The following is a 15,119-nucleotide window of genomic DNA, read 5'->3' on the forward strand; positions in this document are numbered from 1 at the left end:
GCAAGTTCACGAGGTTGCCTCACCTTTGAACTACAGATCAATTTACGGCTAGCGTTTGGTCATGACGGGCGCGGGATCGCCATCCCACACGAAATCCCAAGTCGCACCTTGCCGGACATTCTGCACGAGATGCGGGCGTAGTGCGACAAGGCATTGTCCATCTGGCAGCCGTGAGGACGGGTAGAGGATTCCGTTGCCGTCGGAGCCGAGAACATCGCGGGCCAAGATTTGGCCTGCCGGGTAGGCGACTGCTGGGTCGGCGTGCAATGCGGCTGTGTCTGTGTCTGTGTCTGGTGCCAGCTCGTGGAACTGAGATGTGAAACCGGCAAATAACTCCCTGTACGACGTGAGGTTGTCGAACACACCGGTCGCCTCAAGTTCGCGTGTAAGATGCCAGGACACCTCTGCTTGGGCCGTCTCGACCGCACACTCGCCGTAGGACGCATACCACGCCCCCCGGTCCGGGCCATTGAACCTGTTGCCTGTCGGGCGGGTATAGCAGAATGCCGCATTCACCAGCGTCCAACCATACCCGGCGGCCTCGGTCAGAAGTTCACCAGGATGAAGGCCGCCCGGGATCGGCAAGGTAACGGACCGGCGCGCAGATGTCAGCCCTTCGATTTCCTCGAGAATCGCTAGGTCATCGTCATCATCCGCCAGTGGTGCCATCGCGGGCTCGTCGATATAGGCAGTGGAAATCAGCCGGACAGTATTGGGATCTGTGAATTCGACCTGTGCCAGGTCACTTGCTCTGATCACACGCCACCTCGGAGCGCATCGATATGCTGGCGCATTTTCATCATCGCCGGAATGCCGCCTTCGCACATGATCTGAACCGGGGTCTTGCCGTTGAAGCCCGGGCCCGCGTTCGCAGTCTTTGGCCAGCCAAATGTGAGAGGGCCGTTAAACAGCAGTCTCAATCCCTTGAACAACCCGATCAGCAAGCTTGCTCGGGTGACCTTGTCTTGGTCCAGCACACCCTTGTAGGTGCCAGCCTTCATGCGCCCCCAGGTGGCTGTCGGGACATCGAACAGCATTGCTGCTTCCGCATTCGACAACCCCCAGGCATCAGCGGTCCGCACAACGCCTTTGATAATCGCGGCGATCTTGTCTTGTTGGTCAATTGGTTGGACATATGCCGGTTGAGGCGCATTTTGGATGGGTTCAAGCATGAGTGCCTCCATATGAGTAGAATATACATATCATATGATGAGGTATTGTCAATATCATTTGTAGTGCGTGCGTTGCCTTATGGGTTTGGCACGCCAGCGCTCTGGCGCTGACCAGGCTCTTGGCTGCGCCCGGAGCCGCGTGACTCGCGTCTTCGCCATTCGGTAGCGATCCTTCGTGCATGTCTCGGATGAGATCGCGGGTAAGGCCGCGATCGCTTGAACCAACGGTCAGCCAGGTCTCCGCTCCGCCCTGACCGGGCTGGCAGGTTTTCAATGTTGAATTCCGTCTGCCATCCGGCCGGCGCCCCGAACAGGGGCTCTGGTGTCGCGTTCCGCGCCAGCCTTCACGGGAGAAATCCGGTGCCTCCCACGCGGGGCGCGCGGGTCCCTCCCGATTTCACCGCTCCGGCCCCCTGTGTCGGGCCGCCGTCCGGCCGCCGGAGGGCTGCCGCCCTCCCCTGCTCTGCCCAGCCGAAAAGCACGGGGGCTTTTCGGACTGACAGATCAGTCGAGGTCTCCGCCACTGGCGGAAGCGGATAGGGCCGAGAGGTCACATAAACAAGATGCCGCGCCGCTCCCACTTTGAGAAGGAGACTGGCCATGGGCCTTGATCAATACGCATATGTCAAAACCCCCGAGAGCGGCGAGGAGGGCGAAAGCCCCAAATTCGTCTGGCGCAAGCATTCCAAGCTGCAAACCTTCATGGAAGCGCTCTACACCGAGCGGACCGGGCTTTCGGCGTCCGATCTCAATTGCGGTGAGTTGAAACTGGAAACCGCCGACATCGACACGCTGGAACAGGCTGTGAAGGAACGCGCCCTGCCCCATTGCGAGGGCGGGTTCTTCTATGGCCACCAGTTCCAAGACGAGCAGGCCTCCGAATACCGCGACTACGATCTGGAGTTCTGCGCATGGGCGCGGGCTGAAATCGCGCGAGGGTCAACCGTGATCTATTCTTGTTGGTGGTGACGCCATCGAGGCCGGAGTCTCGCGCGTTCCGGCCCCCCCTCCCCTACCCCATCTAGAAAACCAGCCGCCGAGCGCCTGTGCCGCGCTCCGAGCGGGCCTGATTTCCATCCAAAAGGACAACCCAATGACCAAGCAACAACCCATCCAAGCAGACACCACCACCGCTGTGATCCTGCAAATCCCCTTGGAGACGCTCTACATCTCCAATCTGAACCCGCGCAAAGCCGTTTCCGAGGCGCATATCGAAAGCCTTGCTGACAGCATCGAGCGCTTCGGCCTCATCCACAATCTCGCTGGTCTTATGGACGAGGACGGTAAAGTCGGGATCGTTGCGGGCGGGTGCCGCCTCCGCGCAATCCAGATGATTGCGGAGCGGTCCAACACCCATCCCTTCGCCACGGTGCCGGTCAAGCTGGCCGCTGATGTTGCCGAGGCCGAGGACTGGTCCAGCGCCGAGAACGCGGCCCGCGAGGACATGATCCCCGCAGACGAAATCCGCGCCTTCGGTCGCATGAAGTCGCGCGGGGCAAGCGTGCCGGAAATCGCCCTTGCCTTCGCCGTGACCGAGGCTCGGGTCTATCAGCGACTGGCATTGGCGGGCCTGCCCGCGCCCGTGCTGGACGCGCTGGCGGCTGGCGAGATCAGCCTCGGCATCGCCAAGGCCTTCACCCTCTCTGACGATGAAGCGCTCACCCTGAGCCTTCTGGATCAGGTCAAAGGCCAAGCGATCTCAGAGAGTGCGATCAAGAACGCGCTGCATCCCGATGCGATCAAGGCCAGCGACCGCCGCGCCAAGTTCGTTGGCATCGACGCCTATGAGGCCGAGGGTGGCACGGTCACGTGCGATCTTTTCTCCGAAGAGGCCTTCCTCGTCTCCCCTGCCCTTCTGGATCGCCTGTTCACCGAGAAGCTGGAAACAGCCCGGGCCGATCTGGTCGAGACGCAAGGTTGGGCATGGGCCGAGGCCCGACCCGAGGCCTGGCTCAACTACTACGAGCTCGATCAGATGAAGCTGGCCCGTCTCTATCCTATCGAGGGCGATCTGACTGAGGAAGAGACGCAAGAATACGACGAACTGGCAGAACTGGCCAATGGCGGGGTTCTGGACGAGGAGGGTGAAGCACGGCTCTCCGAATTGCAGGTCCTTCTCGACGGTGACTATTCCGAGGATCAGAAAGCCCATGCGGGCTGCATCATTCTCGTGAACGGCTCGGGCAAGGTTGAGATCACTGCCGGGCTGGTCCGCCCGGAAGATAAGAAAGCCGCCATCGAGGCCGGTGTCCTGCAAGCGCCACAGACGACCAAGTCTGACACCCCGAAATCCCCTTACTCGCAAAGGCTGGTAGCGGATATGCAGGCGATCCGTCTGGCCTCGGTGCAAGCGGCCCTTCTGACCAAGCCGGAACTGGTTCTGGACCTGTTGGGTTTCGGGTTGTCGAAGGCATCGGGCAGTTTTGAGAGCGTCTTCGGCCTTCGGCTGGATCGACCCACCAACGTGCCGAGTGTGGTGGATGGCTTCACCCACGAGCCGCGCCTTGAGCATGGGATCGATGCCAGCGAATACTGGCAGAAAGGCAGCCGCGTTGATGACCTGTCCGAGGCCTTCACCGCTTTTCGCGAGGACGGCAAGAAAGCCCGCAATGCCCAGATCACAGAAGCGATCGCCCGCACCCTGCCCTATCGGGCCGGTGGCGCGGAGTTCTTTGACCTGATCGCGGACGAAGCCGGGGCCGAAATCCGCCAGCACTGGACGCCCACGGCGGAGAATTTCTTCTCGCGGGTGTCAGCCGGTCGTCTGGTCGACCTGCTTTGCGAGTTCCTCGACTGCGATGCCCGCGATGAACGGGTTGCGGGTTTCGCCAAGCTCAAGAAGGCGGAAAAGGCCCAGAAGATGGATAAGCTCGTGAGCGACCCCACCACCCAGAAACTCATGGGGCTGACCCCCGACCAAAAAGCCAAACTCGACAAATGGGTGCCCGACTGCACCTGACGGCTCCTTCGTGGGGAGACCCAACTGGCCCCGCATCACGCGGGGCTTCTTTTTTGCCAAGTGATTGTCCAGGAGCAGGGTCTGGAAAATTGTCCGGCGGCGGGGCAAAGAGACAAGCCCCCTGCCCCGCCGCCGGACCGGCGCTGTCCGCGTGGGAGCACCGCCTGGGCGGTGCGGTGGGTCAAAAGCCTCGTGTTTTGAGTGCTGATCTTTCTGTTCTGTTGCTCGAGAGCTTGAGCGATTCAGTCAATGCTCTTGTTCAGCCTTTGCCGAATTGCTCTTACAGTGCACGTTTGGCCAGTTCCAGGCCCTGCTCTGTCAGAACGAGAGACTTTGCTTTACTTGCCGGGTTTTCAATCAGGCCTTTCTGAAAGAGCCGATCCGAGATGTCCCAGTCTATCCCCTTCCAAACCCGCGACCCGTCATGAAGTGTCAGGCTGAGAATGGCCAGTGCGGCAGCATCCAGTTTGTCGATGTCTATGTCCATGGCCTCCACCCGTTATTCACCATTGTCATCGCATTTGATGGCGAAACCGGTGTTGGCGCAACGCTACACATTCGACGCCTGGTCTCGTTCCGTAGGTTGTCGCGCTTTTGACGCGGCGACTTTCGGCGCCTTTAGCGGCCTAGTCATCGAAGCCGTTTCTGGCATGAAGTGTGGTGTCTGCGAAGCTCCTTTGTCCTGTGTTGCATGACATGCTGGTCGCAAGGTCTGTCCTGAACACAAAGGGCGGTTGCCGGAATTGTCCCCTGCCCCTTCGGGTCATTCCTCGCGGAACAAAATTCAGGCCCCCTGCCCTTCTCCGCTGCGCGCCGCCATCGGTGTGTTCAGGCCTTTGGCCCTTGCCGGGTGACCATCATTGCAACACCAGAAAAGGAGCAAAGCAATGACCCCCAACTGCATCAAATTCGAAAGCGCCGATATCGAGTCCGCCAAAGGCGTCGGGTCGATCTCCACATTGACCTTTGACATCGACATCACCGTCGAGCCCGTCGCGAGCGACAATCCGATGGCGCCCACGCACCGTGTTCTCGGCCGCTCGCCACGCGGTCGTCTGGTTGAATGCGGCGGTATCTGGAAGAAGCAGAACCGTGACACCGGTGCTGACTACTTCACCATGAGCATCCGAGACTTCGGCTTCAACGCCAATCTGGGCAAGGCCGCAAACCAGGGTGATGACACGGTTCAGGCGGTTATCCCTTGGGGTCCGAAGGAGGCTCAATAAGCTCTGCGCCGGGCCTTGTGAGGCCCGGCGGTCCTGTCTCACGCGCGCTGTTAACAGCTGTTAACTCCGCATTGAGGCCATAGCTTCCCTAGTGCGCGGTCTCTTGCGAAGCACAATCTGTGGACAAAATCCTTGACTTAACAAGGTGAATCACGGCCTTTAGAGTCAAGTTGCGCAAATAAGCGCGTTCGAGCAGAGAAATAGCAACCATGTTCCAGACGGCACCAATCGAAGCGGCGTCTCAATCCGAGCTTACAAGCCAAATAGCAGCACGTCTACACACTGCGCTTACGACGCATCTTCAACAAGCTTATGCTCCTGATCAGCGCAAGGATTTGAGATTATTCAGTGCTACAGAGACTGCCGAACTCCTTGGCGTGACGGGTCAGTTTTTGCGCAAGTGCCATAGCGACGGGTCTTTGCCTGAGCCTCAAGTGATCAAGAACGGGCGGCGCTTTTATTCCGGCGAGGAGATCTTGGAAGCACGTCAATCACTGGAGGCAAGCTCTCGCAAGCCCGGCAAGTACCTCCCTGGCCGTCGAGAGAGTGACAAGCTTCAGGTGATTCAGTTGATGAACTTCAAAGGCGGGTCTGCGAAGTCTACATCTGCCATCCATCTTTGCCATTACCTCGCTCTGAGCGGGTATCGTGTACTGGCAATTGATTTGGACCCGCAAGGAAGCCTCACTGGCTTTTGCGGAATTCAGACGGAGTTGGAATTCGAAGGCGCTTCGATCTATGACGCATTGCGCTATGACGATCCGGTACCGATGTCTGAAGCTATCGTGGAAACCTATTTCCCTGGATTGCATTTGGCGCCTGCCCGTCTCGTGCTGAGCGAATTTGAGACTGAAACCGCGGTCAATGCTGGACGTGGCGTTGCGTTTTTTGAAAAGCTCGACCAGGCGATTCAGTCCGTTGAGGGCGACTACGATGTGGTGGTCATCGACAGCCCGCCAGCACTTGGCTTTCTGACGCTGACAGGTCTTTACGCAGCGACTTCCGTGATCGTGCCGATGACGCCGAGTATGCTCGATCTTGCCTCGACACAGCAGTTTGTCGAAATGACGTCGGCTTATCTCGGTGTGATCGAGGACACCGGCGTCAAACTTGATCATGATTTCTTCTCCTTTCTCATTACACGAGATGATCCGAGTGACATACCCAGCCAGCAGATCGTGAGTCTTATGCGCGCGCTCTTCCAGGATCGTGTCGTAGGCGCGACTGGCCTGCGAAGTACGGCAATCGGCGATGCATCGATGCTCAAAATGTCGATCTATGAGGTTTCACGATCCGAGATGACCCGGTCAACTTATGATCGGGCAAAGAACAGTATGGATGCAGTCGGTGCGGAGATCGCAGGGATGCTACAAAAGGCATGGGGACGGTAATCATGGCGATGGGGAAAAACAAAACCGGCATAATGGCAGCGATCACAGCGGCAAGTGAAGCAACTAAAGAGGGCGGCTCAGAGAGAGCCCACCGAACCTTGCCGAAAGGCACTATCGGGTCTGTCCGTGCTGGACTCGGCGGGATTCAGGAAATCGACACGAACTTGATCCTGGCCTGGGGCCCAAAGGACCGTTTGGATATCGAGTTAACAGCTGTTAACAGCGAAGCCCCGCACGATTCCATTCAGGACCTCGCAACCAGCATCGCCGAAGCCGGACAGCAAGTCCCAGTGCTTCTGCGTCCATCAAAGGATCGTGACGGGCATTTTGAAGTCATCTATGGCCAGCGCCGCATTCTTGCCTGCCGTCATTTGGGGATTCCCGTGCGGGCCTTGATCCGGACGCTCGATGATTCCGACGCCTTGATGGCGAAGGGCCTCGAGAATGCGGGCCGTGCTGAGCTGAGTTACTATGAGCGTGTTCGGTTTGCTCAAGCGATCTTGGAGCAGGGCTACTCGCGAGCTGAGGCATGCCAAGCTTTGGCGATCAGCAAGAACACCCTTTCGCAGCTAGAGCGCATCAATCGCTTGGTACCTGTTTCAGTTGGGGAAGCCATTGGCGCGGCTCCTGGGGCGGGGCGTCCGAAATGGACCACGCTCGCAACCGCGTTTGAGAAAGGGCAACTCTTGGAAGAGAGTGTGCTGGAAATTCTTGAACAATCTGTAGAGCTCGACTCCGACGGACGCCTGGAGTTCGTCCTCAAGGATATTGGCAAACGAGGCAAACAGGAACGTTCAGTTGAAGAGCGCTCCCCCGTTCCCGGTGTGCAGATCAAGAGTGGAAAATCGGGTCTCTCAGTGACCGTCAAGCGGGTAGGGGAGAACACAAGATTCGCGAATTGGCTGGATCAGAATCTGGACCAGCTCATTCAAGATTCCTTCGATCGGTTCCAATCAGAGAACCACGAAGGATAGTGGCGGTTAACAACTGTTAACCGCCAAGATGGAGGCTCTGAGCAGAAAGGAGGACGGCACAAAAGAAAAACCCTCGAAACCGAAGTCCCGAGGGCTGCTGCGCACAAGGCGCGATTTGTTTTGACACTACAATCCTAGCAGCCTGCGATTCGCTAAACAACGAAAAACGTCTTCGGGCGAACAGGTTTTCTGTGCCTAGACAAAAAATGAAGAAATTCAACAATGCTCCGCATGGAGTGACTGGGACAGTCATGCCTCAGAACGGTGGAGGTATGTCCAATATCAACCAACCCTCGGGATGGCGCAAAGCGACGGCCGGACTTGCTGTCGCTGAACGGCACGCGCAGGCGGGCGAACAAGCAGCCGTGCCCAAGACACAGGCCTTTGTCGCCGTGAAACGCGTTGGTGCGCATATAGGCCTCAAGGCCGGCGACATGCTGCTTCTCGATACGCTTGGGGCGTTCACGCAGGCCCAGGACTGGGAAGAGGGGCAGCGCCCGATCGTTTGGGCATCCAACGCCTATCTGATGGAGCAAACAGGCTTCTCGCTCTCGGCGCTTAAGCGCCATGCGCGGCGCCTGGCCGAGATCGGCGTGATTTCCTTCAAGGACAGCCCCAATGGCAAGCGATGGGGTCACAGGGACGCGGACGGGCGCATCATCGAGGCCTATGGCTTCGATCTGTCGCCGCTCTCGGCGCGTGTCGAGGAGTTCGAGCAGCTCCAGGCCGAATTGCAGGCCGAGCGCGAGCTCTGCCAGCGCCTGAAGCGGCAGATCACGGTCGCGCGCCGGATGATCCGCGCCCGGATCGAGGCGGCGTCTCACGCGGCGCTGAGAGGGCCCTGGGCGCACCTGTCAGGGATGTTCGAGGATCTTCTGGACCGTCTCCCACGTCGGAACACGGGTTCTGGGACGCTCGAGCGGCTCCTGACATGGTTCCAAGAACTCCAGGAGCGCGTCGAGGCGGCCTATCTCAAGGCTGTTCGTGCGGATGAGGTTGTGGAAAACACCGCTGAAACTACCAAACAAGCCAGTGAAAAGACTCAAGAAATGAACCCCAGGGAGGTCAATTCTGAACCACATATACTAATTACAACCAAACTTAATCCTGTAACCTGTAATCGCTCAGAAACTGAGCAAGCGGCGGGCGTGGTGCCCAATGCGCCACCGGAAGAGCAGGTGGATAGGGAGTTGGAAGATTGGGTTGCCGAGACGCGTAAGAAACGCGGTGCAGCGCTCGATTTGCCGACCGTGATGCAGGCTTGTCCTGAATTCGCGTCCTGGGCCCGCAATATGGGCGGATATTTGAAGGATTGGGGTGACCTGCACCGTGTTGCTGGGCAGTTGAGGCCGATGATCGGGATCTCGGAGCATGCCTGGAACCTCGCTCAGGACCGGCTTGGGCCCCAGATCGCGACAGCGGCGCTGGTTCTGACCTTCGACAAGCATTGCGCCGGCGAAGTGGCGTCCCCGGGTGGATATCTGCGGGGCATGGTCGAAAAGGCTGGGGCAGGGGAGCTGCACCTCGAGCGCAGTTTCTATGGCAGGCTCAGTGGACAGGCAGCATGAAATATTGATCGGCAAAGAGCGTTGGCATATATTGCCAATAAAGGAGGCCCTTAACATGGTAACGCGAAACGTTGTTCTGACCGAGACACAAGACCAGCTTGTACAAGCTCTGGTGGCCTCTGGGCGTTATCAAAATGTGAGCGAGGCAATGCGTGCCGGCTTGCGACTGCTCGAACAGGACGAAGCACAACTCGCCGATATCCGGAACGGACTGCTTGAGGGTTTGTCGCAGGCCAAGGCGGGTGATCTGGCCGAAGGAACCGGGGAAGACGCGGTGCGTCGGGCCTTCGCGAAAGTGCGCGCTTCCTCATGAATCGATCCTTCCGGCTGACGCGCCGCGCGGAGGCTAGTCTGATTGAGATCGCCAGATGGACGATCGAGAATTTTGGACCCAGACAGGCCGATCTTTACGAGGTGGCACTGCTCGATCGCTGCCAGTTGATCCTGGAGGGGCGGGCGCATAGCCGGAGTTGTGCGGTTCTGGTCGATGATGCTGCAGACCTTCGGTTCACGAGGGCAGGGGAGCATTTTCTGGTCTTTCTAGATCGACCGGAGGAAGTGATCATCGTTGATATCCTGCATTCCCGCAGCGAACTTCCACGCCATGTCGCGGCGCTGGTGGCATTGAGGAATGACATATCATAGTCCTGCGGCCTTGGTCAGGTTCACCCGGAAGCGGTCACGGCGGCGTTGATAGCGGCGGGTCATCTCGGCAGAAGAATGTCCGAGCTGCTTCTGGACATAGCGCTCATCGACCTCGGCCGAAGAGGCCAGCCCGGCGCGGAGCGAGTGACCGGAAAACAACGCTATTCGCTCTTTCTCGGGGAGTTCCGCGCGGATGTCGGATTTCAGGACGGTGCTCTTGATGAGGCGGGCGACGTGTTTGTCGGAGAGGCGGGTGTCCAGAGCCTTTTTGCCATCGCGGGACGTGCGGGTGAAGACCGGCCCGAAGTCGATCTTGGCGAAGTGCAGCCATTGTTCCAGCGCGTGGACGGGGCAGGTCTGTTCCGAAGATCCACGGCTGATCTCAACCTCGCGCCAGCCGGTCTTGGCGTTCAGCGTCAGCACCGCGCTTTCCTCGAGGATCTCAATCCAACCGCCGCTGTCGGGAGTATCGTCCTTGCCGACATCCAGGCTGACGATCTCGGACCGGCGCAGCCAGCCCGCATATCCAATGAGCAGGATGGCCCGGTCCCTGAGCCCGCGCAGATCGAAGCCGAGCGTGCCAATCATCGCCAAAATATCTTCGGGCAGGATCGCTTCCTTCTGAACCGGCGGGCGCGCGTGTTTGCGTTTGATCCCGGCCAAAACGGTGGCGATGTGACGATCCTTGCGGTCGAGCGTGAACCCGCGCTGTGCGTAGTTCCAGGCGAGACCGGATAGACGCCGATCGATCGTACTGACCGACAGGGCAGGGGAGCCATTGGTTGGCGCTGCCAGGTCGGTCAGGTAGAGCCCGATCATTTCCGTTGATAGGGGCAGGGGATCGGTGCCCTTCAACCTGCACCAGCGCGCGAAATGCTTCCAGTCCGCGGCGTAGGCCTTGTCGGTGTCCTCGGCCGTCGTGGCCTTGGCGTAGTCGCGGGCGGTGTCGATCAGCCGATCGAGAGTGCCGGAGCCGGCGACATGAAAGGGCAGAGCGATGGCATCGCGGTTTGAGCGATCTCTCTCGTCGACCTGAGCATCATTGATCGTATCGGAGGGCACTGAGCTCGGTTTCTCGGCGTCTGAGGGCTGATTTTCGGGTGTTTTGCTCATGCTTCTGAGCCTAGCGCTAAAATGACCGATAAGGCAATCTTATTGGACGTAATGAGGCGCTGTAGGGTGGGGCGGTTTGCACATCATATTGTGGACGAAAGCGCCGCCATGAGATAGTGCTGTGGCATGACCTATGCGCTCGGCGACTTCGATACCCTACAGCAGATGCCCTCCTGGGTCACCTCGGCGCGGGCTGAAACCCTTGAAGATGCGGCGTTTTTGTCGGGCGCAGCGCTGAGCCATCTGCATCTTGTGTTGAACCGGGAAGAGGTCCCCCAGAGCTTGTTGCGCTCGCGGCTGGCCCTACGCGCGGCGGAGGCCTGTGTTGCGCGATCAGGGCGCTCGGAAAGGGCAGGGGAGTTGCGCGATGCGATTGCGTTCCTGCAACCGGGGGATCATCCGGGTCCGGCCGGGGAAACCTACCTGGCCTGGCGGCGCGCAGTGGAGCGACCGATCTCGGTCAAGGCGCTGCATCGGGCATTGCCCGAGGTCGAGGCAGGGCAGATTGCCGAATGGTTGGATGCGGGCCACGGCGCGCCAATCAACCGCGCGGCATTGGTGCTGGAGACCGTTTTGACCGATGCGCCGCGACAGGAGGTTCCGGCATTGATCCTGGCGGAGGCTGCATTGGCACCGGCACTGGGTTGGGATCATGTGGTTTCATTGCTGGCCACCGGTTTGAAACGCGCCGATTTGAGCAAGCGTGGTGAGGATTTACGGCTAGCCTGTCATCACGCCGTGATGACATCCGCCATCGACGCTGCACGCTTGGCGGCAGATTTGGCGCGCCGGACCGCGTATTTGAAAGCGGTCGCGCCGAAGCTGCGGGCGAAGGGGGCAGGAGAGTCCGTGCAGATGTTCCTCACGAGGGACGCGGTTGCGCCCTCGACGCTGCCTTTACCAGATCGGGCTGCGCGGCGGCTCTGTGATCGGTTGGTGGGCCTCGGTGCGATACGCGAATTGACTGGGCGCGATACATTCCGGCTCTACGGGGTTTAGAGATGGCCAAGGATCGTCCCGAGCCAGAACTGGATCGCGAGTTGGGCGACCTGCCGCCAGAGCTACGCTGGCGCGAATGGATGCGCCGGATCGAGGCGGTGCTCTTTGCCAGTGCGTCGCCAGTGCCGCGCGAGGACTTGGCAAAAGTTGTAGGGCAGGGGGCTTCGGTCGATCTTCTGGTCGAAGATCTCACCGACGATTTGGAAGGTCGCGCCTTTGAGATCGCGGAGGTGTCCGGCGGATGGATGCTGCGTACGCGAGCGGCTTATGCCCCGGCTATCCGCGCTGCGGCAGATGTGGGTGAGCAGCACTTTGACCTGAACGAGTTCGATGTCGCCGTGCTGGCCGCCATCGCCTATCATCAGCCGATCACACGAGACGGGCTGAAGGACATCTTCGGCAAGGAGATCAGCCGCGATTTGTTTGGGCGGCTGCATGCGCGTGGGTTGATCGGAACCGGGCCGCGCGCCCAGACGAGGGGCACCATATACGTTCGTGACGACCGAGCAGTTCCTGATGGCCTTCGGTTTGAAAACCCTCGCTGACCTCCCAGACCGGGAACAGCTTGAGGATGCGGGAATGGCTGCGACTGGTTGAGTGCAAAGGCCCTCCAGAAACCAAGTTTGCTGTACAGTAAATTTGGCCGATACAGTGAATCTATCGCGATGTCGTCAGCGAGTGCTGCATTCATACAATGGCAACGAGTTTCGATTATTTCGAGTATTGCGATTGTTTTGAATAGTGGATACCCTATGTCCAAAGCTAGAAACCTAACCCGGAGAGACAAGATGAACGCCCTCAGGAAAGAGGCGTTCTTTGATCGCTTGCCCGACGAAGTTGAGATCAAGAACGCTGAACAACTCAGAACGATTGTAGCCTCCCAGATCAAGGAAGGTGAACCAACGACGCTTTCCCTCGCCCTCGAAGGTGGTGAGGTCCAAACTGTGACCCTGGCGCCAGCGCTGACGGCGTCTTTGCTCGAAGTGCTGCGACTCGTTTCCAGCGGTCGTGGGTTCCGGATGATCCCCGTTGAGGCCGAATTGACAACGCAACAGGCAGCTGACCTCCTCAACGTGTCGCGCCCGTTCCTGGTCAAGCTTCTGGAGGAAGGCGAGATTCCGTTTGCGAAGACCGGTCGGCACCGGAGAGTGCGCGCGGATGATCTCTTCGCCTACAAGGAAAAGCGAGATGCCTCCCGATCGGATGCGCTCGGCGACCTTGCCCGCATCGACGCCGAGGAAGGCCTTGTATGAGCCGATACGCGGACCGGTTCACGGCCCTTCTTGATGCATGTGTTCTGGGCGGTGCGCTCCGTCGCAACATGCTGCTCAGCCTGGCCGAGGCAGGGTTGTTCCGGCCGCGCTGGAGCAGTCGCATTCTTGACGAAACCCAGAAGGCGATTTCCGAAATCACCAAGGGTGCAACAGATGGGGCTCCGCAGCGGGGAGCAATTGAAGCGGCCTTCCCTGAGGCTCTCGTGACGGGCTACGAGGTGTTCGAAGACAAGCTCGACCTTCCCGATCCAAACGACAAGCACGTCCTCGCTGCTGCGATTTCCACATCGGCTTCGGTGATTGTGACGGACAACCTCGCGGATTTCCCAGCTGACGCTTTGATGCCGCACGCCATCGACGCAATCTCTGCGGATGATTTCATCGCAGACACGATCGAGCTTGATCCGTCCGAGGCGATCCTTGCCCTGAGACGCATGCGCGAGCGTTTCAACAACCCGGCCCTTGATGTTGCGGCGCTCATCCACAAAGCCGAGGCGCAGGGGCTGCTTCAGGTTGCGACCATCATGGACGAATACCAGGCCTTGCTTTGAGCAGCGGGCACACAGTTCGTGAAAGCCCATGGTCTACACTGACTTGGCTTTCAATCAGGCTCCTTACCATAGTCCTCCCCAGTCCCATCCCCGTGCGAGCAAGGGGATCGCGGGTCTGGCGGACGCCGCCGACCGCGCAATGGTCTGCCCGCTCCATTCGCTGACGCTCCCGTGTTGACCATGCCCGGGCGGCTCGTTGCGTCCGCCATTTCCTTCCGCGTCCCGCACAGGGACGAGACAATGGAGGATCACATGGCAAAACCTGACATCTACACCCGCATCACCGAAAAGATCATTGCCGATCTCGAGGCTGGCACCCGACCCTGGCACAAGCCCTGGAGTGCCGAGCCCCTCGCCGGTCGCACCACCCGGCCCCTGCGCCACAATGGCATCGCCTACCGCGGCCTCAACATCATCCTGCTCTGGGCCGCGTCCGTCGCTCATGGCTACGCCGCGCCCACCTGGATGACCTATCGCCAAGCACTCGAGCTTGGCGGGCAGGTCCGTAAAGGCTCCAAGGGTCAGCTCGTCATCTATGCCGACAAAATGCGCAAAACCGAGACCGATGATGCGGGCCAGGATCGTGAAGTCGAGATCCCCTTCATGAAGGGCTACACGGTTTTCAACGTCGATCAGATTGAGGGGCTGCCTGAGATTTACTACGAGGTGGCTGAGCCGATGCCCGAGTCCGCTGAGCGCGATGCCGCCGCGGAAGCGTTCTTCGCTGCGACCGAGGCCGATATTCGCCATGGCGGCAATCAAGCCTTTTATGCGGTCGATCCCGACTATGTGCGGATGCCGCTGTTCGAGACGTTTGAATCCCAAGAAGCGTACTTTGCGACCCTCGGACATGAGATCACACATTGGACTCGCCACCCGAAGCGCCTTGATCATAGCTTTGGCCGCAAACGTTGGGGCGACGAGGGCTATGCTCAGGAAGAGCTTGTCGCAGAACTTGGCGCCGCGTTTCTGGCTGCTGATCTGGGTCTGTCGCCGGAACCACGTGACGAGCACGCCGCCTATATTGCGCATTGGCTCGAAGGTCTGCGCAACGACAAGCGGTTCATCTTCCAAGCTGCCGCTCACGCTCAGAAAGCCGTTGATTACCTGCATGGGCTGCAACCAAACACGGAAGAGGTCGCCGCTTAGGCGGCCTCAACTCGGGCAGGTTCGCGATGTGTGGTGCCGGGATTGCGGACCTTCGCCGCGACGTGCGAGAACTGGAAAGATGCGCAACAAAGTGTGCA

16 protein-coding genes and 1 pseudogene are annotated in these 15,119 nt (G+C 59.4%); 13 read left to right on the forward strand and 4 right to left on the reverse strand.

Annotated features, from left to right (window positions below; genetic code table 11):
• Nucleotides 1-48: 48 nt before the first annotated feature.
• Both J3R80_RS16555 and J3R80_RS16560 read right to left on the reverse strand, forming a co-directional pair.
• Nucleotides 49-759 carry an RES family NAD+ phosphorylase gene (locus J3R80_RS16555; RefSeq protein ID WP_275394895.1) on the reverse strand — a complete coding sequence of 237 codons (711 nt, stop codon included), beginning with the start codon at nucleotides 757-759 and terminating at the stop codon, nucleotides 49-51.
• Nucleotides 756-1,172, reverse strand: a complete 417-nt coding sequence (locus J3R80_RS16560) for an antitoxin Xre-like helix-turn-helix domain-containing protein (protein WP_241188390.1) — start codon at nucleotides 1,170-1,172, stop codon at nucleotides 756-758. The genes J3R80_RS16555 and J3R80_RS16560 overlap by 4 nt, the downstream gene beginning before the upstream one ends.
• A gap of 600 nt (nucleotides 1,173-1,772) precedes the next feature.
• Here J3R80_RS16560 and J3R80_RS16565 point away from each other — a divergent pair.
• On the forward strand, nucleotides 1,773-2,141 hold the full coding sequence (locus J3R80_RS16565; RefSeq protein ID WP_275394896.1) for a phosphoglycerate kinase: 369 nt from the start codon (nucleotides 1,773-1,775) through the stop codon (nucleotides 2,139-2,141).
• A gap of 124 nt (nucleotides 2,142-2,265) precedes the next feature.
• The gene (locus J3R80_RS16570) at nucleotides 2,266-4,131 is read left to right on the forward strand and encodes a ParB/RepB/Spo0J family partition protein (protein ID WP_275394897.1); all 1,866 of its coding nucleotides are present in this window, start codon (nucleotides 2,266-2,268) and stop codon (nucleotides 4,129-4,131) included.
• 280 nt (nucleotides 4,132-4,411) lie between these two features.
• Here J3R80_RS16570 and J3R80_RS16575 read toward each other — a convergent pair whose 3' ends face one another.
• A complete protein-coding gene (locus tag J3R80_RS16575) occupies nucleotides 4,412-4,618 on the reverse strand; it encodes a DUF6429 family protein (protein ID WP_275394898.1) in 207 nt (68 codons plus the stop codon).
• Between the two features lie 400 nt (nucleotides 4,619-5,018).
• Here J3R80_RS16575 and J3R80_RS16580 point away from each other — a divergent pair, with 400 nt between their 5' ends.
• The 6 genes from J3R80_RS16580 to J3R80_RS16605 all read left to right on the forward strand — a co-directional run bounded on the left by J3R80_RS16580 (nucleotide 5,019) and on the right by J3R80_RS16605 (nucleotide 9,935).
• A complete protein-coding gene (locus J3R80_RS16580; RefSeq protein ID WP_275394899.1) occupies nucleotides 5,019-5,357 on the forward strand; it encodes a DUF736 family protein in 339 nt (112 codons plus the stop codon).
• Nucleotides 5,358-5,566: 209 nt separating this feature from the next.
• Nucleotides 5,567-6,748 (forward strand): plasmid partitioning protein RepA, encoded by a 1,182-nt coding sequence (gene repA, locus J3R80_RS16585; RefSeq protein WP_275394900.1) that lies wholly within the window; start codon nucleotides 5,567-5,569, stop codon nucleotides 6,746-6,748.
• A 2-nt stretch (nucleotides 6,749-6,750) separates the two neighbouring features.
• On the forward strand, nucleotides 6,751-7,722 hold the full coding sequence (gene repB, locus J3R80_RS16590) for a plasmid partitioning protein RepB (RefSeq protein WP_275394901.1): 972 nt from the start codon (nucleotides 6,751-6,753) through the stop codon (nucleotides 7,720-7,722).
• Between the two features lie 272 nt (nucleotides 7,723-7,994).
• Entirely contained in the window at nucleotides 7,995-9,290 is a 1,296-nt protein-coding gene (gene repC / locus J3R80_RS16595) for a plasmid replication protein RepC (RefSeq protein ID WP_275394902.1), read from the forward strand.
• A 55-nt stretch (nucleotides 9,291-9,345) separates the two neighbouring features.
• Nucleotides 9,346-9,603: a type II toxin-antitoxin system ParD family antitoxin gene (locus J3R80_RS16600; protein WP_275394903.1), complete on the forward strand. Its 258-nt coding sequence runs from the start codon at nucleotides 9,346-9,348 to the stop codon at nucleotides 9,601-9,603.
• Nucleotides 9,600-9,935 (forward strand): type II toxin-antitoxin system RelE/ParE family toxin, encoded by a 336-nt coding sequence (locus tag J3R80_RS16605; RefSeq protein ID WP_275394904.1) that lies wholly within the window; start codon nucleotides 9,600-9,602, stop codon nucleotides 9,933-9,935. Before J3R80_RS16600 ends, J3R80_RS16605 begins: the two co-directional genes overlap by 4 nt.
• Here the strand turns inward: J3R80_RS16605 and J3R80_RS16610 are convergent.
• On the reverse strand, nucleotides 9,930-11,048 hold the full coding sequence (locus J3R80_RS16610) for a tyrosine-type recombinase/integrase (RefSeq protein ID WP_275394905.1): 1,119 nt from the start codon (nucleotides 11,046-11,048) through the stop codon (nucleotides 9,930-9,932). The genes J3R80_RS16605 and J3R80_RS16610 overlap by 6 nt on opposite strands.
• Before the next feature lie 126 nt (nucleotides 11,049-11,174).
• Between J3R80_RS16610 and J3R80_RS16615 the strand changes: the two genes are divergently transcribed.
• The 5 genes and pseudogenes from J3R80_RS16615 (at nucleotide 11,175) to J3R80_RS16635 (ending at nucleotide 15,021) form a co-directional block, all read left to right on the forward strand.
• Nucleotides 11,175-12,047: a DUF1403 family protein gene (locus tag J3R80_RS16615; RefSeq protein WP_275394906.1), complete on the forward strand. Its 873-nt coding sequence runs from the start codon at nucleotides 11,175-11,177 to the stop codon at nucleotides 12,045-12,047.
• Between the two features lie 2 nt (nucleotides 12,048-12,049).
• Nucleotides 12,050-12,644 (forward strand): annotated as a pseudogene (locus J3R80_RS16620) (SMC-Scp complex subunit ScpB).
• A gap of 191 nt (nucleotides 12,645-12,835) precedes the next feature.
• Entirely contained in the window at nucleotides 12,836-13,300 is a 465-nt protein-coding gene (locus tag J3R80_RS16625; protein WP_275394907.1) for a helix-turn-helix domain-containing protein, read from the forward strand.
• The gene (locus J3R80_RS16630) at nucleotides 13,297-13,872 is read left to right on the forward strand and encodes a PIN domain-containing protein (RefSeq protein ID WP_275394908.1); all 576 of its coding nucleotides are present in this window, start codon (nucleotides 13,297-13,299) and stop codon (nucleotides 13,870-13,872) included. Before J3R80_RS16625 ends, J3R80_RS16630 begins: the two co-directional genes overlap by 4 nt.
• Nucleotides 13,873-14,124: 252 nt before the next feature.
• Nucleotides 14,125-15,021 (forward strand): zincin-like metallopeptidase domain-containing protein, encoded by an 897-nt coding sequence (locus tag J3R80_RS16635; protein ID WP_275394909.1) that lies wholly within the window; start codon nucleotides 14,125-14,127, stop codon nucleotides 15,019-15,021.
• Nucleotides 15,022-15,119: the final 98 nt, after the last annotated feature.

Source organism: Aliiroseovarius sp. Z3 (assembly GCF_029105185.1).
Classification (GTDB): Bacteria; Pseudomonadota; Alphaproteobacteria; order Rhodobacterales; family Rhodobacteraceae; genus Aliiroseovarius.

Bases quoted from the DNA above. Each gene is read 5' to 3' on its own strand.
- J3R80_RS16560 (WP_241188390.1), bottom strand. From the start codon at position 1,172: ATGCTTGAACCCATCCAAAATGCGCCTCAACCGGCATATGTCCAACCA.
- J3R80_RS16565 (WP_275394896.1), top strand. From the start codon at position 1,773: ATGGGCCTTGATCAATACGCATATGTCAAAACCCCCGAGAGCGGCGAG.
- J3R80_RS16570 (WP_275394897.1), top strand. From the start codon at position 2,266: ATGACCAAGCAACAACCCATCCAAGCAGACACCACCACCGCTGTGATC.
- J3R80_RS16575 (WP_275394898.1), bottom strand. From the start codon at position 4,618: ATGGACATAGACATCGACAAACTGGATGCTGCCGCACTGGCCATTCTC.
- J3R80_RS16580 (WP_275394899.1), top strand. From the start codon at position 5,019: ATGACCCCCAACTGCATCAAATTCGAAAGCGCCGATATCGAGTCCGCC.
- repA (WP_275394900.1), top strand. From the start codon at position 5,567: ATGTTCCAGACGGCACCAATCGAAGCGGCGTCTCAATCCGAGCTTACA.
- repB (WP_275394901.1), top strand. From the start codon at position 6,751: ATGGCGATGGGGAAAAACAAAACCGGCATAATGGCAGCGATCACAGCG.
- repC (WP_275394902.1), top strand. From the start codon at position 7,995: ATGTCCAATATCAACCAACCCTCGGGATGGCGCAAAGCGACGGCCGGA.
- J3R80_RS16600 (WP_275394903.1), top strand. From the start codon at position 9,346: ATGGTAACGCGAAACGTTGTTCTGACCGAGACACAAGACCAGCTTGTA.
- J3R80_RS16605 (WP_275394904.1), top strand. From the start codon at position 9,600: ATGAATCGATCCTTCCGGCTGACGCGCCGCGCGGAGGCTAGTCTGATT.
- J3R80_RS16610 (WP_275394905.1), bottom strand. From the start codon at position 11,048: ATGAGCAAAACACCCGAAAATCAGCCCTCAGACGCCGAGAAACCGAGC.
- J3R80_RS16615 (WP_275394906.1), top strand. From the start codon at position 11,175: ATGACCTATGCGCTCGGCGACTTCGATACCCTACAGCAGATGCCCTCC.
- J3R80_RS16625 (WP_275394907.1), top strand. From the start codon at position 12,836: ATGAACGCCCTCAGGAAAGAGGCGTTCTTTGATCGCTTGCCCGACGAA.
- J3R80_RS16630 (WP_275394908.1), top strand. From the start codon at position 13,297: ATGAGCCGATACGCGGACCGGTTCACGGCCCTTCTTGATGCATGTGTT.
- J3R80_RS16635 (WP_275394909.1), top strand. From the start codon at position 14,125: ATGGCAAAACCTGACATCTACACCCGCATCACCGAAAAGATCATTGCC.